Raw genomic sequence first — 14,321 nt, forward strand, 5'->3', positions numbered from 1 at the left:
CCTTTTTTTGTGTTTCTCAAAGACTGTTCATATTAGGTTCACATTGAAATGATATAGTTGTAGTAATCAATTAAGGGGAGGTTACTCTATTGAAAGTTAGATGGGTACAATTCATAGGGATTTTTGCATGTTTCTTATGTTTTCTATGGATGATTGGGTTAGGGATGACCTTTAACAATTATTTTAATAAAGGAGCTACAGCAGTGAGCCAACCAGTACAATTACAAATCGAAGACACAAAAGAGGAGCCTAGTATTGAACCTGTGAAAACCGGGTATCATGTCGTTGCATTAGGAGATTCCCTAACTGTTGGAGCTGGAGATGTTGAAGGAAAAGGCTATGTCGGAAATATTATCGATCAGCTGAACGAACGGTCAACTGAAGCTGTAATTTTAGAAAACTTGGCCATTAATGGACTGACTTCTGACGGTCTAGTAAAAGTATTGCAGCAGGAACAAGTCCAGCAGCAATTAACTATTGCTGATTTAATCCTTGTCACGATTGGTGGTAATGACCTTTTTCAAGGCGGCCAGACACTCGTTGAGTTGAACTTAGAAGAAATTACCTTATTAGAGCAACAATATCTCAGCAATTTAAATCAAATCCTAGCTGAAATTCGTCAACTAAACAAAGAAGCAACGATATATTTTAGTGGGTTGTATCATCCCTTTGCAGAGTTACCGAACGCTGAAATTACGACGAAGGTCATTATCGACTGGAACCACCAAACGGCATTAGAAATTGCTAAGTTTAACAAGACTGTGTTCGTACCAACCTATGATCTTTTTCAATACAATTTAGAAACGTATTTGTCTCATGACCGTTTTCATCCGAGTGCGGACGGCTATCAGCAAATGGCAATGAGAATTGCCTCACTTATTCCTTGGGGTGGTGATGATCGTGAGTGAAGTAACGTTAGCCGTTAAAGGATTGCGAAAAACAATTAAAGGCAAAGAAATCATTAAAGGGATAGATTTTGAATTAAAACAAGGAGAAGTGTTTGGATTTCTAGGACCGAATGGTTCAGGGAAAACGACAACAATTCGAATGATTGTTGGCTTAATTAGACCAACAGCAGGTTGTATTGAAATATGTGGCTTTGATATTCAAAAAAATTTTACAAGGGCAATGTCGAACTTAGGATGTATTGTCGAAAATCCTGAGCTTTATCCATATTTAACTGGATGGGAAAATTTGAAACTTCTTTCAGGAATGATGAGTGGAGTTAAAGATACTAGATTACTAGAGGTTGTTCAGCTCGTTGGCTTGACAGCTAGAATACATGATAAAGTCAATACGTATTCGTTAGGGATGAAACAACGCCTAGGAATCGCTCAAGCTCTTCTAGGTAACCCGAAAATATTAATTTTAGACGAGCCAACAAATGGCTTGGATCCATCAGGAATTAGAGAAATGCGTGAATTGGTGAAGTATTTAGCTGAGAGTGAAGGCTTAAGTGTCTTTGTTTCTAGTCACTTATTGAGTGAAATTCAACTAATGTGTGATCGTGTTGCGATAATTTCAAGAGGCGCAGTTCTTCAAGTTGGGGAAGTTCGTTCGTTATTGTCACAACAAGAGCAGCTGTTATGGCGTGTTGATCAGGTTGAAGAAGCAGTAGCTGTTTTTTCTCAGTTAGGAGTGACTATTGAGTTAGAGGGCGATACGATTTTAACTCCTTATTTTGATAATGAGGTTGGCGATTGGAATCGAAGACTAGTAGAAAACGGGATTACCGTTAAAGAAATGTCGAGGAAAGTTCCTGCGCTAGAAGATTTATTTTTGCAATTAACAGGAGGGGAAAGTATTGATTAGTTTAGTCCAAAATGAGTTACTAAAGCTGATGAGTAAGAAGAAACTAATCGTAATTACCCTTATTATTGCTGGTTTAATTTCGCTGTTTACGTACGCCCAATATAAAGAAGCCGAGCGGACAATGGAACGCTTCAATACGAGTGATTGGCGAACGACAATGGAATTACAAATAGCTGACACGAAAAACCGCTTAGATAGTAATCGGATCACCTCTGAAGAATGGCGCCAGCAATTAGAAATACGAATTCAACAGCAACAATACTACTTAGATCACGATATTAATCCACTTGAACCTGGAGCGCCAACATTTGTGCGTCGGTTTTTAGAAAGTGCGGTCCATTTATTATTACCACTATTAATTATGATTATTGCAGCGGACCTTGTCTCCTCTGAATATAGTTTAGGAACGGTAAAGATCCTTTTAACGAGACCGATAAAACGGTGGAAAGTATTATTAAGTAAATATATTACCTTAGTGTTAACTGTTTCGTTGGTTCTTTTCATCTTTGGTGCGTTATCATTCTTAATTTCTGGACTTGTCTTCGGTTATCAGGGCTGGACGGCACCTGTTTTAATGGGGTTTCAAACAGATGCAGGTATGTTAAATAGTGCAAATGTTACACTCCTGCCACAATGGCAGTACATTTTAATGGCATTCGGCTTAGCTTGGTTTGTGACCTTAATCGTTGGGACACTTTCGTTTATGTTATCGGTACTGATCAGAAGCACAGCCGCTGGAATGGGGATTATGTTAGCTTGTCTCATTTCAGGGACAATCCTAAGCACGATGGTTTCATCGTGGGAGTCTTCGAAATATCTCTTTATGGTAAACTTAAACTTAATCAGTTATTTAAACGGCTCATCACCACCAATTGAAGGGATGTCCTTATTATTTTCCTTTTCAATTTTATTGCTTTGGGGCTTAGCCGCTGTGGTTGTTTCATTTACAACCTTCGTTCGAAGAGACGTTTACTAGAAGTGCCTGGCACCTATAGGTTTCACCCTATAGTGCCTGGTACCCTAAATGGACAAAAAACGGCAAAAGTCAACCTGAGGAGGACAAATGTTTCTTTAAACAATTGTCGCACCCAGGTTTCCTTTGCTATAAGCAGTTTTTCTGCAAATTTTTGGCATGCGACTTTTTGAGCTAACATAATGTTGTATAATATAATTGTCTTAGAAAAACGACAAAGGTGGGGTTTGCATGTCAGAGTTAACAGTTTTACAAAAAACACCTCTAGTCAAGTACCCAGACGGAATGCTTCTTTTTCAAATAGGTAAAACAGAATGGGAGCTTGAAGTAAGCCGTGACAACGGGCAAAGAAAGCGGTCCATTCTCGATCGTATGATTGGGTTTGATCCAAATGAACCAATAAAGCGCACAAGCTTTTTTGATATTGTTGATGAAGAAGAAGAATATTTTCATTGTGTGATTGGCTTTCGCGATAAGACATCCGGAGAATTTACGTATACAAGAGTCCGTAAAGGAGCAGATTGTATCATTTCAGATGGGATGATGCTCATATCTAGGAGTGCTTTTCTTGAGGGGGAAAATCCAAGCCAAGAAGAAGCCTTCATTATGAACGTAGTCGAGGAAAGTGCCATCCATCATGGGGCACGCATCGTCTCAGAAGAGCTTGTCGAACGCGGAGATTTAAAAAACAAGTACAAAATATCTTTAACAAGAAACCGCCAATTAGTTGTCAATGGCTATCATTATGCTTTTATCGCTTCAAGCTTTGTTGTGCTCCATGTTTTTGACGGCTATGAAGAAGCAATCGAAGGTGGAGACGGGTTAGATCTTGATATAGGTGGACTATTATAATTAACAACAGAAGCAAAAATTCATGGTCTTTTTAAAAAGTGGTCAGCCTTAGGGCTAATCACTTTTTTTCTGTTTAATAAAAATCCCCTCCTAAAAATTGATGTTGTTGGGGATATTAACCGAGAAGGAGGGATGAAAATGGAGGCATTTTCACACTATCGGTTAACACCAACAAAAGATGGCTATGAGATTGTTTTATATCTTAACGAAAACACGACTGAGTTCTCAGCAGAATTAGCAACTAAAAGTCCTATGCAGCAAAAAAGTCTTGAAGAAGCAGCCATTAGCTATACGAAAAGTCATCTGCCAAATTTAAAAGTAAAAGTAATTAAAATAGTTGCAGGAACAATTCTTATTACAACATTAGGGTTCATTAATCTTACTCCTAAGGCTGAAGCGGCCTCAACTAACACGACCCAACAAACTGTTGCCCGTACATACACTGTTGTAGCTGGAGATACGCTATCACAAATCGCGGCAAGGTTTCATACGACAGTTAATGCAATCCGAACAAGCAACAACCTTACATCGGATCTCATTCGAGTCGGGCAAACACTAACGATTCCTAACGGGACAGTTCAAACCGCGACACAACAAACAAACTATGTTGTTGTATCCGGTGATACTTTATTCCGGCTTTCGCAACGTTTTGGTACAAGCGTTGACGCGATCAAACAAGCGAATAATTTAACGTCTGATTTTTTACGGATTGGTCAATCATTAACGATTCCAAATGGCCAGACAACAACAACTCCAACTCAACAAACGCAACTAACTCAACAAACAAATTATACCGTTGTGTCAGGTGATACGTTGTCTGCAATAGCGAAGCGGTATGGAACTACCGTAGATGCAATAAAAACTAGAAATAACCTTACATCAGATTTTTTACGGATTGGTCAAGCGTTAGTCATTCCATCAAACGGCACAGTTACATCTACTCAACCACCATCTACACAAACAACTGCACCAACTACAACAACTACTTATATCGTTGTTGCTGGTGACACTCTTTCACAAATAGCTGCTAGAAATGGTACCACCGTTGATGCGATTAGAAGAAGTAATCAATTAACGACCGATTTAATACGAGTTGGACAAGTATTAATACTTCCAACAAGCGGGGAGGTTCGCCAAGCTCCAACAACACAAGTTCAAACACCAATCAACCAAGCAGAATTAGATTTGTTGGCAAAAATCATTTTTGCTGAGGCAAGAGGGGAATCGCTAGATGGCCAAATTGCTGTTGCAGCAGTTATCTTAAATCGTGTTAAGCATCGTGAATTTCCAAATACGGTACAAGAAGTAATCTTCGAGCGTAGCCATGGACACTTTCAGTTTAGTCCAGTAGGCAACGGTGAGTTTGATCGGGCAACCCCAAATGCAACCAATTATGAGGCCGCGCGCCGTGCCTTAGCAGGTGAGGATCCGACTAACGGTTCGTTATTTTTTTATAATCCAAGTAAAACGAACGATCAATGGGTGAGAAGCCGAACTGTTTCTACGATCATAGGCAATCACGTATTTGCGTTTTAAAAAATAAATAACGTATACTTTGAGCAAGCTTGTCCCAAAAGAAGTAACAGCATTTCAGGCAAGATTATCTATCGTCCCTGAAATGAACTGTCACTTATGAGACAATCTTGCTTTTATTTTTCTATAAGCAGAGTTTACATTTTATGTTAAACTGAATTTAAAAAGTGAGCTTGAGAAAGATTGTACTGTAAACTCGATTTAGTTCATGTTGACTAGTCTAATTAGACGTTTATTATTGTTAGTATCTATGAAACTATCGGAGGGGTTTTCATTGAAAGACGCTATTTTCACCTTTTTATTTATAGTCATTAGCCTTGCGTTTGCTGCAATCTTTCAAATTCCCTTAGTGATTGGTTTTGCTGTGGCTTTATCACTCGTCATTCTGTTTGTGTATCATAAAGGGTTTACCTTCCTCGATATTCTTCTTGCAAGTGTTGACGGTCTCAAACGAATTAAGCCTGTGTTATATATTTTAGGTTTAATCTCGTTACTCATTCCGGCATGGATTATGAGTGGCACTGTACCAACGATGATTTTCTATATCGTTAATTGGATTGAACCTTCTTGGATCGTATTGTTTGCTTTTGCGATTGCCGCTTTAACATCTTTCGTTTTAGGAACCGCCATCGGTACGCTAGGTTCACTTGGAATTATCATAATTGGTGTTGCGATCACAGCGCAAGTTCCAACTACGCTAGTAGCTGGGGCACTTGTTTCGGGAGCATTTGTAGGCGACCGTTGTTCACCATTGTCATCCGCGTTCCACTTAGCAGCTAATTCCGTCGAAGTGGATCCAAAACACTTATTCAAAAAAATGATCCCGACAACAATATTAATGTTGGTATTCTCAGCAATTTTTTATTTTGTAATCGGTTTTTTTATTCACCCAGAAAACATAACTGGTCATATACCTGTAACTGCTTTACTACAAGAACACTTTCAAATTTCAATCCTAACATTGCTTCCAATTGCAGTGCTATTTGGGAGTATCCTTTTAAAGATCCGAACGATTTACTCATTAGGATTGGGAGTCATAAGTGGCGTTTTGTTAGCGGTGATTTTTCAAAAATTGCCTACTCTACAACTTTTGCAAAACTTAGCATTAGGTTATCACCATTCAAGTGAAGGACTAGAAGCGATTTTAAGAGGTGGCGGGTTTATAACGATGTGGCAATTATTTATTTTTATATCGCTCGCTAGCATGATGAACGGAATTTTAGACAAGACACAACTATTTAAAGTATTTATGAAAAAAATGTTTGAAAAAGCCTATAGCCTCACAAACTTTACGGCGCGGACCGTCGTCATTGCAATTATCTTTGCAATAGTTGGTTGTAACCAAGCATTTCCTGTCATGCTTACAGGCCGGTCACTAAAAGATACATGGTTAGAAGCAGGTTTTAAGAAAGAAGAGCTAGGTAGAGTTGTTTGCGATTCTGCGCTTGTCACATCAGGTTTGGTTCCGTGGAATATGTCCGCTGCAGCCATCGGTGTATCTACATTAGACTATGCGTTATTTGCTGCATTCCTTTGGATCGGACCAGTCATGACGATCGCCGTCAGTTACTCTTACAAGTCTCCCTACGCCTTAAGACTTAGTGGAAAATATATCTAAGGTTGATTATGGGAAACAGCTAAATAACCTACAATGAATACATAGAGAGGAACGCAACATCATTTTCTTATATAAAAAAAGCAAAGGGAGGAAATAACCATGAATAAAGGAGCTTTACTTGGTTTAGCGCTTGTTGCAATAGGTATCATCGCTTTAGTTTTTAATTCTACAAATCAACCTGTATTTAACTTCTTTTCTGGTAGTACTGAAAATATTAATGAAACTCAAGTTGTCGAAGGGGAAAAAATTACATCCATCGACATTAGCGCTTCATCGGCTGGAGTTTATCTCATCCCAACAGATCGTGACGAAATTACAATTGAGTTAACCGGATCGGTGAGTAGTAAACTAAGAAACTCATTTTCATTAGACGTAGACACAAGTCGTGATAAATTAACGGTCAATGTAAAAAGAAAAAGCGAAACGATTAAGAATATTTTTGGAGTAGTGACCATGAACACAAAGCTTGAAGTTTATATTCCCGAAAAAGTCTATGACTCAATTAGTATTCAAACATCTTCAGGAAAAGTCTCCATTGGAGATTTAGAGGCTAAAAGCTTCGCAGTAAATTCTAGTTCTGGTAGTATCAACCTATCTGACATTATTGCTGAAAAGGACATCACTGTACAAAGTTCTAGCGGTCGGATTGCGGTCTCAAATAGTCAGACAAAGTCGGTAAGTGCAAGCGCAAGTAGTGGTTCAATTAATTTAGACAGTGTTGTTGCTGAAACGTTGAATGTCGCTACTTCTTCAGGGAGAATTGAATTGATCGAGTGTGTCGGAACAATCAATGCAGCTGCAAGTTCAGGAAGTATCAACATCGATCAAAAGCAATTAGCTGGTAACATTAATGTATCTACATCAAGTGGCCGCGTTGCTATAAACATTCCTGCTACTTCATCAGCGATTGTTGATTTTAAAGGTAGTTCGGGCAAAGGAACTGTTAACCTTACTGGATTAGTCTTCGAGGAAAAATCAAATAACGAGGTTTACGGAAAAGTCGGTTCCGGAGATTATGAAATCAAAGTTCGTACGTCATCCGGGAGCTTTAACTTAAACTGAGTCGCGAAATATGTTATATTAATATAATACAGTGCGAGGCTGTCCCAAAAGTATCAGCACACTTGATGTTACTCTATATAGACTGTACGTTTGTACATCATCTATTTGAAGTATGCAGGGTGACTGATGCTTTTCAATTGGGATAGCCTCGTCTTTATCTTACTAAAAGGAAGAGTGTGAATGAATTACATCGAAGAATGGCAGGAAGCACTATCCATTGAAATCATTCATCTTAAGAAATATGGAAGTACAAAATATGCCGTCCGAAACGGACATTTGGTCTCTACTACTAATACTATCATTACCTATTATTTTGAAACGTCTATGCAAATATCAATCCCAGTAAGCTCGAAAGTTCGGCTACAGGTCGGTAATCAAAAGCTTGATGGCAAAATACTGTCATCAGAAGGAAGAAGCTTGCTGGTTTCATTGGAACTGTCGTTGGGCGATGTTATTCAAGAAGCGATCTTAATGCACGACCCGTGGGAACTATTAGAAGAGCTTATTCTCCGTTTGAACGAGATTAAAAAAAGTAAACGAAAACGAAATCGTATTCAACAACTACTAGAGCCGACAATGCCAGCAAAACATCCGATAGAAAAAAATAAAACTAATTTTCATGAACTATTTTATCGGTCGAAATATAATCCGGCCACATTTGTCTGGGGTCCTCCTGGAACAGGAAAAACACATACATTAGCTCGTGTGGCCGCAAACAAGTATTTTCAAGGGAAACGAGTTCTGCTCTTGTCTCATAGTAATCAAGCTGTCGATGTATTGCTTCTCGAGATTGTCCATTTTTTAACAAAAAAAGGGCGTTTTCAGGAGGGGGATGTGTTTCGTTATGGATCTGGATCAAAGTACTCAAGTGAAAAGGCTGTTACAACACAAACTCTATTAGAAAAACGAGAGCCGAAATTGGCAAATGAAAAAGAAAGCATCTCCGAGGAAAAACGTCTACTAAAAGTTGATTTATCGCTTTCATTTAGTAAACGAGATAGTGAAAGCCTTCTAGCGATAGAAAAAAAGCTAGCAACAATCCTTGAAAAAGTTCGCTTAAAGGAACTACATTATTTAAAGGAGGCAAAAATTGTTGGCACAACGCTAGCAAAGGCAGCAACGGACGCCGCAATTTATGAAAAAGAGTTTGACATTGTCATAATTGACGAAGCAAGTATGGCTTATGTTCCGCAAACTGCTTTTGCTGCAACGTTAGCCAAGCGGGTGATTGTCTCTGGTGACTTTAAACAACTGCCACCAATTGCTTCTGCGCGCCACTCTCTAGTTGATAAATGGTTAAAGGAAGATATTTTTCATCGTGCTGGAGTTGTTGATGCGATGAAACAAGGCAGCTTACATCCACATTTAATGTTACTAAAAGAGCAGCGGCGGATGCATCCTCAAATTTCAGCTTTTACAAATCAACATATATACGAAGCAAAAGTTTATGATCATCCAAGTATGAAAACGAAACGAAATGATCTCGTCGCCCAAGCGCCGTTTCCTAATCTAGCATCCATATTAGTTGATACAAGTTTTACCGGAGAACATTGCATTCAGGAAAGAAACTCAAAATCAAGATTGAACGTATGGCAGCTTTTCCTATCGTTTCAACTCATTCACGAAGCTTTTACAGGAGGGGCGAAATCGATTGGTTATGTCACACCATTTCGCGCGCAAAGCTTGCTGATGGAACAGCTTCTCCAAAGTCTCTATGAAGAAGAGCAGAAAGTTGCCGATATCATATCAGCGACAGTCCATCGATTTCAAGGAAGTGAACGAGACGTGATGATTTTTGATACCGTCGACAGCTACCCACTCGATCGACCAAGCATGCTTTTAATGGGGAAAGATAGTGAGCGTCTTGTTAATGTAGCGATAACGAGAACAAGAGGGAAGTTCATCCAGGTTAGTAATCGAATTTACTTAAAAAACACAGTGAATAAAGGCAACACAATCCGCAAATTAGTTGAGCATCAAGAACAAAACGATCAGGTCATTACGCACCAGCAGATTGGAGCGTGGATTAAACATCAACACCCTAAGCTGAAATGGATCCACGCCTTGAAATTAGATCAAGTTTTTTCAGATTTTAAAGCAGCAAAGCGATCAATCAAAATCTCCTTACCAATAAATACAACGTTAACGAGCGAATGGCTCGATGTCTTAGCAACGATAGCTGATCAAGTAGCGATAACGCTAATTTCTAAACAATTGATAATAAATAAAAAATTCACCTATATCGAAGAAGAACTATCATTTCCATTTGTCATTGTTGATGATGATATTTTTTGGCTTGGTCTTCCGTTAGAGGGAGCGAGAAACAGTTATCCGCCTTTTGTCGCAGCAAGACTCGAGTCAGAAAAGTTCGTCACGCAATTTTTAACTCAATTACCAATTTAATGAAACTTATTTATTTCCTCAACGTACTACTAATTGTGACAAAAAAATTAGACCAGGAGGATTTATATTTTGAAGAAAACGTTAGGAATATTTGCACTACTCTCGATCTTGATTTTTAGTTTACTAGGTTGTACTGAAAAAACAAACGAGCAAATTCCAGCAGAGGCTGTTGTTGGCTCAAAGGGAGTATTTTACGAAGTAACGCATGAAGATACTACTGTTTATTTATTTGGCTCCGTTCACATTGGGCTTCCTACCATGTATCCACTCCACGAAAAGATTGAGTCGGCATTTGACTCAGCTGACCATTTGGCGGTAGAAATAAACATTAACGATTTAAATCCAGCAGAAATGATGCAGCTAGTTACGGAAATTGGGCTTTATAGCGACGGTTCAACCATTGAAGATCATATTTCAGCAGACCTATACGAGGAATTGCTTAATTCGATAAGTGAACTTGGTTTACAAGAGAATGGCGTAACGATGTTTAAACCTTGGCTCGTTTCCGATATGCTAGAGTCGGTCATTTTAGAAAAAGCCGGTTTTGCTTTAGAGTTAGGTGTTGACCAATATTTTCTTGATAAAGCAGTAGAAGACAATAAAGAGATTATTAGTTTAGAAACGATTAAACAGCAATTAGAACTGTATACAATTTTATCACCTGAATCGCAAGAAAAGGCATTACGAGCAACTTTGCTAGAGCAAGAAGAAAACCAAGCGAAAATTGCTGAATTAATAGAAATGTGGATTGCTGGCGACATAACTGGTCTTTCTGAATTACGAATTATAGAAGATGATAGTCAAGATATGCGCGACTATTTTACAGCTTTGACAGATGAACGCGATCTTAAAATGACGGCAAAAATTGAGGACTTCTTAACAAATGGAAAATCTGAAACGTATTTTGTGGTCGTTGGAGCACTCCATTTAGTCGGTGAAAATAGTATTGTCGATTTACTAGAGTCACGAGGGTATGATGTAAAAATTGGTATTGAATAAACGAAAAAGAAGCTACCCCTTCACTTTTGTCAGCCAAAATCCTATTAGGTATTTGGGCATTGTCAGTGATAGGGGCGCTTCTTTTTACTTTACCTATAAAGCCGTAAATGCTTAAAAGAATAATTGTGAATATGTTGTGTCATAGGGTGTAGGTATATTTAGCTATAAGGAAAAAACTTCTAGATACACGCGTTTCTATCTTTATAATATTAGTAGTTTTAATTATCAAATATCGGAGCATCAGTATTTGAATAGATAATTGACATAAATTTCAGACTTCAGTATGTTCTAATTAGAATGACTTTTAATTTGATATGAATTGGAGTTAGCAATCGTGAGTTTAATTATAGAGCTTGAAAGATTTCTTTTGAATTTATCATTTGTCTTTCTATTATTTTTTGTCTATCACCGTTATGTTGAAAAAAGGATTAATCTAATCTCCAATGAAATTTTCTTAAGTATCATTTCTGGAATCTCAATTATATTATGTATGACTTTTACGTTGTCACCTACTCCTGGGATTATTCTAGATCTTAGATTGCTTCCTTTAATGGTTGGTGCATTATATTGTGGGCGCCGTGTTGCGTTTTTCTTAGTAGTTGTCGCGATCGTTTACAGATTTTATTTGGGGTTTGATATTGGGTTTTACGCAAACATGATTTTGTATTCAACGCTATACTGTATATTGTGGTTTATCATTCCTAAATTTTCAAAGTCGCAAAATTTAAAGGATAGATTATTAATAGCCATTGGTGTTTCAATTATTTGGATCATCATCTTCAGAACGATCATGTACGGCCTAAATATTAAGCTTTCAGTTACAGGAGAAATGACTTTAGTATTAATGTTTGTTGCCCAATTCTTCGGAGCTCTTCTTTTTATTACCTTTATCGAAAATACTCGGAAAGATCGGCTTTTATTAAATGAGCTCAATAAACTTGAGAAGCTAAAAATTGTTAGTGAGATTGCAGCTAGTATTTCTCATGAGGTACGAAATCCATTGACAGTGACAAAGGGATTTTTGCAACTGCTCAAGGAAAGAGGGATTTCAGAAAAAAAGAAGAACATGTATATTACATTGTCTTTGGAAGAACTAGAGAGGGCAGAGGAAATCATTACGGATTATTTAACGTTCGCAAAACCTTCATTAGAAAACATAGAAATGCTCGAAGTTAATAAAGAGCTAGACTATATAGTCAATGTTTTAGCACCTTTTGCAACAATGTCTAACGTAAACATTAACATTGAGAAAAGTGAGCTCATTTACATATTAGGTGAACGCCAAAAATTTCACCAAGCCGTAATCAATCTCGCTAAAAATGGCATTGAGGCCATGAATGACGGTGGTGAACTGACAATTAAATTAGCAGAAACAGAAACAAGTGCTATTGTCATTATTGAGGATACGGGAAGTGGGATGGATCACGAGCAGCTAGATAGATTAGGAACTCCCTATTATTCAACAAAAGAAAAGGGAACTGGCCTTGGAACAATGGTTGTGTTTAGTATCATTAAAGTCATGGGTGGGGAAATCGCTGTTGAAAGTGTAGTAGGGGAAGGGACAACCTTTAAAATAATTGTTCCGAAAGTAAAAATAGATAGTAGGTCTGTTAAATCTAATAAAACCCTCAAACTCTTAAACTAAGAACGGGGGCTACACTCTTTGTAGCTTCTGTTTTTTTATTTTATACAACAAAAAACGAAAGTTAAAGAAATTAGACATGAACAATGAGCCTGGTTTACCAAGCTCATTTATTTATTTCATCACTTAACTTCTTCATCCTCATATTCACTCAAATATCGATTATTCGTTGTTGCGAAACGGACATTTTCGAGACTCATTTCTCGGTCTAATTGATCAACCTCGTTATTTAACTCTTTCTCATTTTTACATTGATCTACCTTTTCCTTCATCTAATTTGACCTCCTAGCTTTTATCTTATTGCCTGTCTTATTGCCACTTGTATACTCATAAGTGGCAGATATACCGCTATCAGAGGCCTTTCCCCGTGTTACTTTATATTGCTTCATGTCTTGTTTTGCCATCTTACTTCCTCCTTATAGAATGACTACAGTTATTTTTCCATTCTTTGTTTGTTTCATTCAGATTGGGAAAGCTACATAACAGAAAGGGGGTTAAATTGATGAGCAAATTAAACAATGAAGCTGCACCCAACAATAATTTAGCACCAGGAGATATAAAAGCTTCAAAGCGAAAAAACAATGACCATGAATTCTCCGAAGAACTATCTGATGGTGGCGAACGAAATGAGAACGTTGAAAAGTTAAACAAACCGACTAAGGGCGTAAGGCTGATTTAAGTTGACAAATGGCGGTGCCAGGCACCACTACTATAGGTGTCTACACTGTAAAATAGTATCTACATGAAAGTTCACTTTCTTCGATTGGCTGTTTTGTGTAGATCATCCTTGTTGGTGAAAATGAACTTTCATTGGTGCCTGGTACCTAAAAAGGAAACTATTTACACCTAATTCTTTTGATGGTAAATTTAAACAAAGGTCTTTTGGAAAAAGTCAAGGAAAGTGACTTGGACTTTTATTATTATAAGAGGGTGAAAATGATGAAAACGGTCATTATATTTGCGTCATCGCACGGGACGACTGCGAGAGCAGCAAAAATGTTAGGAGAAAAACTTGGTGGCTACGTGACTATTGTCGATTTAAAGAAAACAAATTTACCTGAAATCAAGGATTACGAGACTGTGATATTGGGAGGTTCTATTCACGCAGGTATGATGCAACGGAAAGTAACAAAGTTTATTAAGCTAAACGAGAAAGAACTGATGACAAAAAAAGTCGGTCTTTTCCTTTGTTGTATGCATGAAGGCGACGAAGCAAATGCGCAATTTGAACTTGCTTATCCAGAAGAACTACGTAATCATTCAATAGCGAATGGACTATTTGGTGGTGAGTTTATGTTTGCGAAAATGAATTTTATAGAAAAAGCGATTATAAAAAAAGTCAAAGGTGTTACTGAAGATGTATCAAAATTAGATGAGAATGCGATTAACGAGTTTTCAACTAAATTTTCAGCTTCAGTAGTCTAACA

14 protein-coding genes are annotated in these 14,321 nt (G+C 37.7%); 12 read left to right on the forward strand and 2 right to left on the reverse strand.

What is annotated here, in order from left to right; translation table 11 throughout:
* Positions 1–89: 89 nt before the first annotated feature.
* The 10 genes from ACK4M9_RS03090 to ACK4M9_RS03135 all read left to right on the forward strand — a co-directional run bounded on the left by ACK4M9_RS03090 (position 90) and on the right by ACK4M9_RS03135 (position 12,897).
* Complete coding sequence (locus tag ACK4M9_RS03090) at positions 90–908, forward strand: GDSL-type esterase/lipase family protein (RefSeq protein ID WP_409847862.1); 819 nt, start codon at positions 90–92, stop codon at positions 906–908.
* On the forward strand, positions 901–1,812 hold the full coding sequence (locus tag ACK4M9_RS03095; RefSeq protein WP_409847865.1) for an ABC transporter ATP-binding protein: 912 nt from the start codon (positions 901–903) through the stop codon (positions 1,810–1,812). Before ACK4M9_RS03090 ends, ACK4M9_RS03095 begins: the two co-directional genes overlap by 8 nt.
* Positions 1,805–2,788 (forward strand): ABC transporter permease, encoded by a 984-nt coding sequence (locus ACK4M9_RS03100; protein WP_409847867.1) that lies wholly within the window; start codon positions 1,805–1,807, stop codon positions 2,786–2,788. The genes ACK4M9_RS03095 and ACK4M9_RS03100 overlap by 8 nt, the downstream gene beginning before the upstream one ends.
* A gap of 228 nt (positions 2,789–3,016) precedes the next feature.
* Positions 3,017–3,637, forward strand: a complete 621-nt coding sequence (locus tag ACK4M9_RS03105) for a hypothetical protein (protein WP_409847870.1) — start codon at positions 3,017–3,019, stop codon at positions 3,635–3,637.
* A 138-nt stretch (positions 3,638–3,775) separates the two neighbouring features.
* Entirely contained in the window at positions 3,776–5,173 is a 1,398-nt protein-coding gene (locus ACK4M9_RS03110) for a LysM peptidoglycan-binding domain-containing protein (protein ID WP_409847873.1), read from the forward strand.
* Between the two features lie 271 nt (positions 5,174–5,444).
* Positions 5,445–6,788 carry a Na+/H+ antiporter NhaC family protein gene (locus tag ACK4M9_RS03115; protein WP_409847876.1) on the forward strand — a complete coding sequence of 448 codons (1,344 nt, stop codon included), beginning with the start codon at positions 5,445–5,447 and terminating at the stop codon, positions 6,786–6,788.
* Positions 6,789–6,887: 99 nt separating this feature from the next.
* The gene (locus tag ACK4M9_RS03120) at positions 6,888–7,850 is read left to right on the forward strand and encodes a DUF4097 family beta strand repeat-containing protein (protein WP_409847878.1); all 963 of its coding nucleotides are present in this window, start codon (positions 6,888–6,890) and stop codon (positions 7,848–7,850) included.
* Positions 7,851–8,030: 180 nt separating this feature from the next.
* Complete coding sequence (locus ACK4M9_RS03125; protein ID WP_409847881.1) at positions 8,031–10,253, forward strand: AAA domain-containing protein; 2,223 nt, start codon at positions 8,031–8,033, stop codon at positions 10,251–10,253.
* Between the two features lie 69 nt (positions 10,254–10,322).
* Positions 10,323–11,252, forward strand: a complete 930-nt coding sequence (locus ACK4M9_RS03130; RefSeq protein WP_409847883.1) for a TraB/GumN family protein — start codon at positions 10,323–10,325, stop codon at positions 11,250–11,252.
* Positions 11,253–11,586: 334 nt separating this feature from the next.
* Positions 11,587–12,897, forward strand: a complete 1,311-nt coding sequence (locus tag ACK4M9_RS03135; protein WP_409847885.1) for an ATP-binding protein — start codon at positions 11,587–11,589, stop codon at positions 12,895–12,897.
* Positions 12,898–13,016: 119 nt separating this feature from the next.
* Here the strand turns inward: ACK4M9_RS03135 and ACK4M9_RS03140 are convergent, their stop codons facing one another.
* Both ACK4M9_RS03140 and ACK4M9_RS03145 read right to left on the reverse strand, forming a co-directional pair.
* Positions 13,017–13,166: a hypothetical protein gene (locus ACK4M9_RS03140; protein ID WP_409847888.1), complete on the reverse strand. Its 150-nt coding sequence runs from the start codon at positions 13,164–13,166 to the stop codon at positions 13,017–13,019.
* Entirely contained in the window at positions 13,167–13,298 is a 132-nt protein-coding gene (locus ACK4M9_RS03145) for a hypothetical protein (RefSeq protein ID WP_409847891.1), read from the reverse strand.
* Positions 13,299–13,396: 98 nt separating this feature from the next.
* On the opposite strand from ACK4M9_RS03145, the gene ACK4M9_RS03150 reads away from it, so the two are divergent.
* Together ACK4M9_RS03150 and ACK4M9_RS03155 are read left to right on the forward strand one after the other, a co-directional pair.
* On the forward strand, positions 13,397–13,573 hold the full coding sequence (locus ACK4M9_RS03150; protein ID WP_409847892.1) for a hypothetical protein: 177 nt from the start codon (positions 13,397–13,399) through the stop codon (positions 13,571–13,573).
* A 257-nt stretch (positions 13,574–13,830) separates the two neighbouring features.
* On the forward strand, positions 13,831–14,319 hold the full coding sequence (locus ACK4M9_RS03155; RefSeq protein WP_409847894.1) for a flavodoxin domain-containing protein: 489 nt from the start codon (positions 13,831–13,833) through the stop codon (positions 14,317–14,319).
* The last annotated feature ends 2 nt before the right edge of the window (positions 14,320–14,321 follow it).

This window comes from Anaerobacillus sp. (assembly GCF_046314235.1).
Taxonomy (GTDB): Bacteria; Bacillota; Bacilli; order Bacillales; family Anaerobacillaceae; genus Anaerobacillus.

What these genes read in the sequence shown, in the direction of transcription:
- ACK4M9_RS03105 (WP_409847870.1), top strand. Translation starts at nt 3,017, where the DNA reads ATGTCAGAGTTAACAGTTTTACAAAAAACACCTCTAGTCAAGTACCCA.
- ACK4M9_RS03110 (WP_409847873.1), top strand. Translation starts at nt 3,776, where the DNA reads ATGGAGGCATTTTCACACTATCGGTTAACACCAACAAAAGATGGCTAT.
- ACK4M9_RS03120 (WP_409847878.1), top strand. Translation starts at nt 6,888, where the DNA reads ATGAATAAAGGAGCTTTACTTGGTTTAGCGCTTGTTGCAATAGGTATC.
- ACK4M9_RS03125 (WP_409847881.1), top strand. Translation starts at nt 8,031, where the DNA reads ATGAATTACATCGAAGAATGGCAGGAAGCACTATCCATTGAAATCATT.
- ACK4M9_RS03140 (WP_409847888.1), bottom strand. Translation starts at nt 13,166, where the DNA reads ATGAAGGAAAAGGTAGATCAATGTAAAAATGAGAAAGAGTTAAATAAC.
- ACK4M9_RS03145 (WP_409847891.1), bottom strand. Translation starts at nt 13,298, where the DNA reads ATGGCAAAACAAGACATGAAGCAATATAAAGTAACACGGGGAAAGGCC.
- ACK4M9_RS03150 (WP_409847892.1), top strand. Translation starts at nt 13,397, where the DNA reads ATGAGCAAATTAAACAATGAAGCTGCACCCAACAATAATTTAGCACCA.
- ACK4M9_RS03155 (WP_409847894.1), top strand. Translation starts at nt 13,831, where the DNA reads ATGATGAAAACGGTCATTATATTTGCGTCATCGCACGGGACGACTGCG.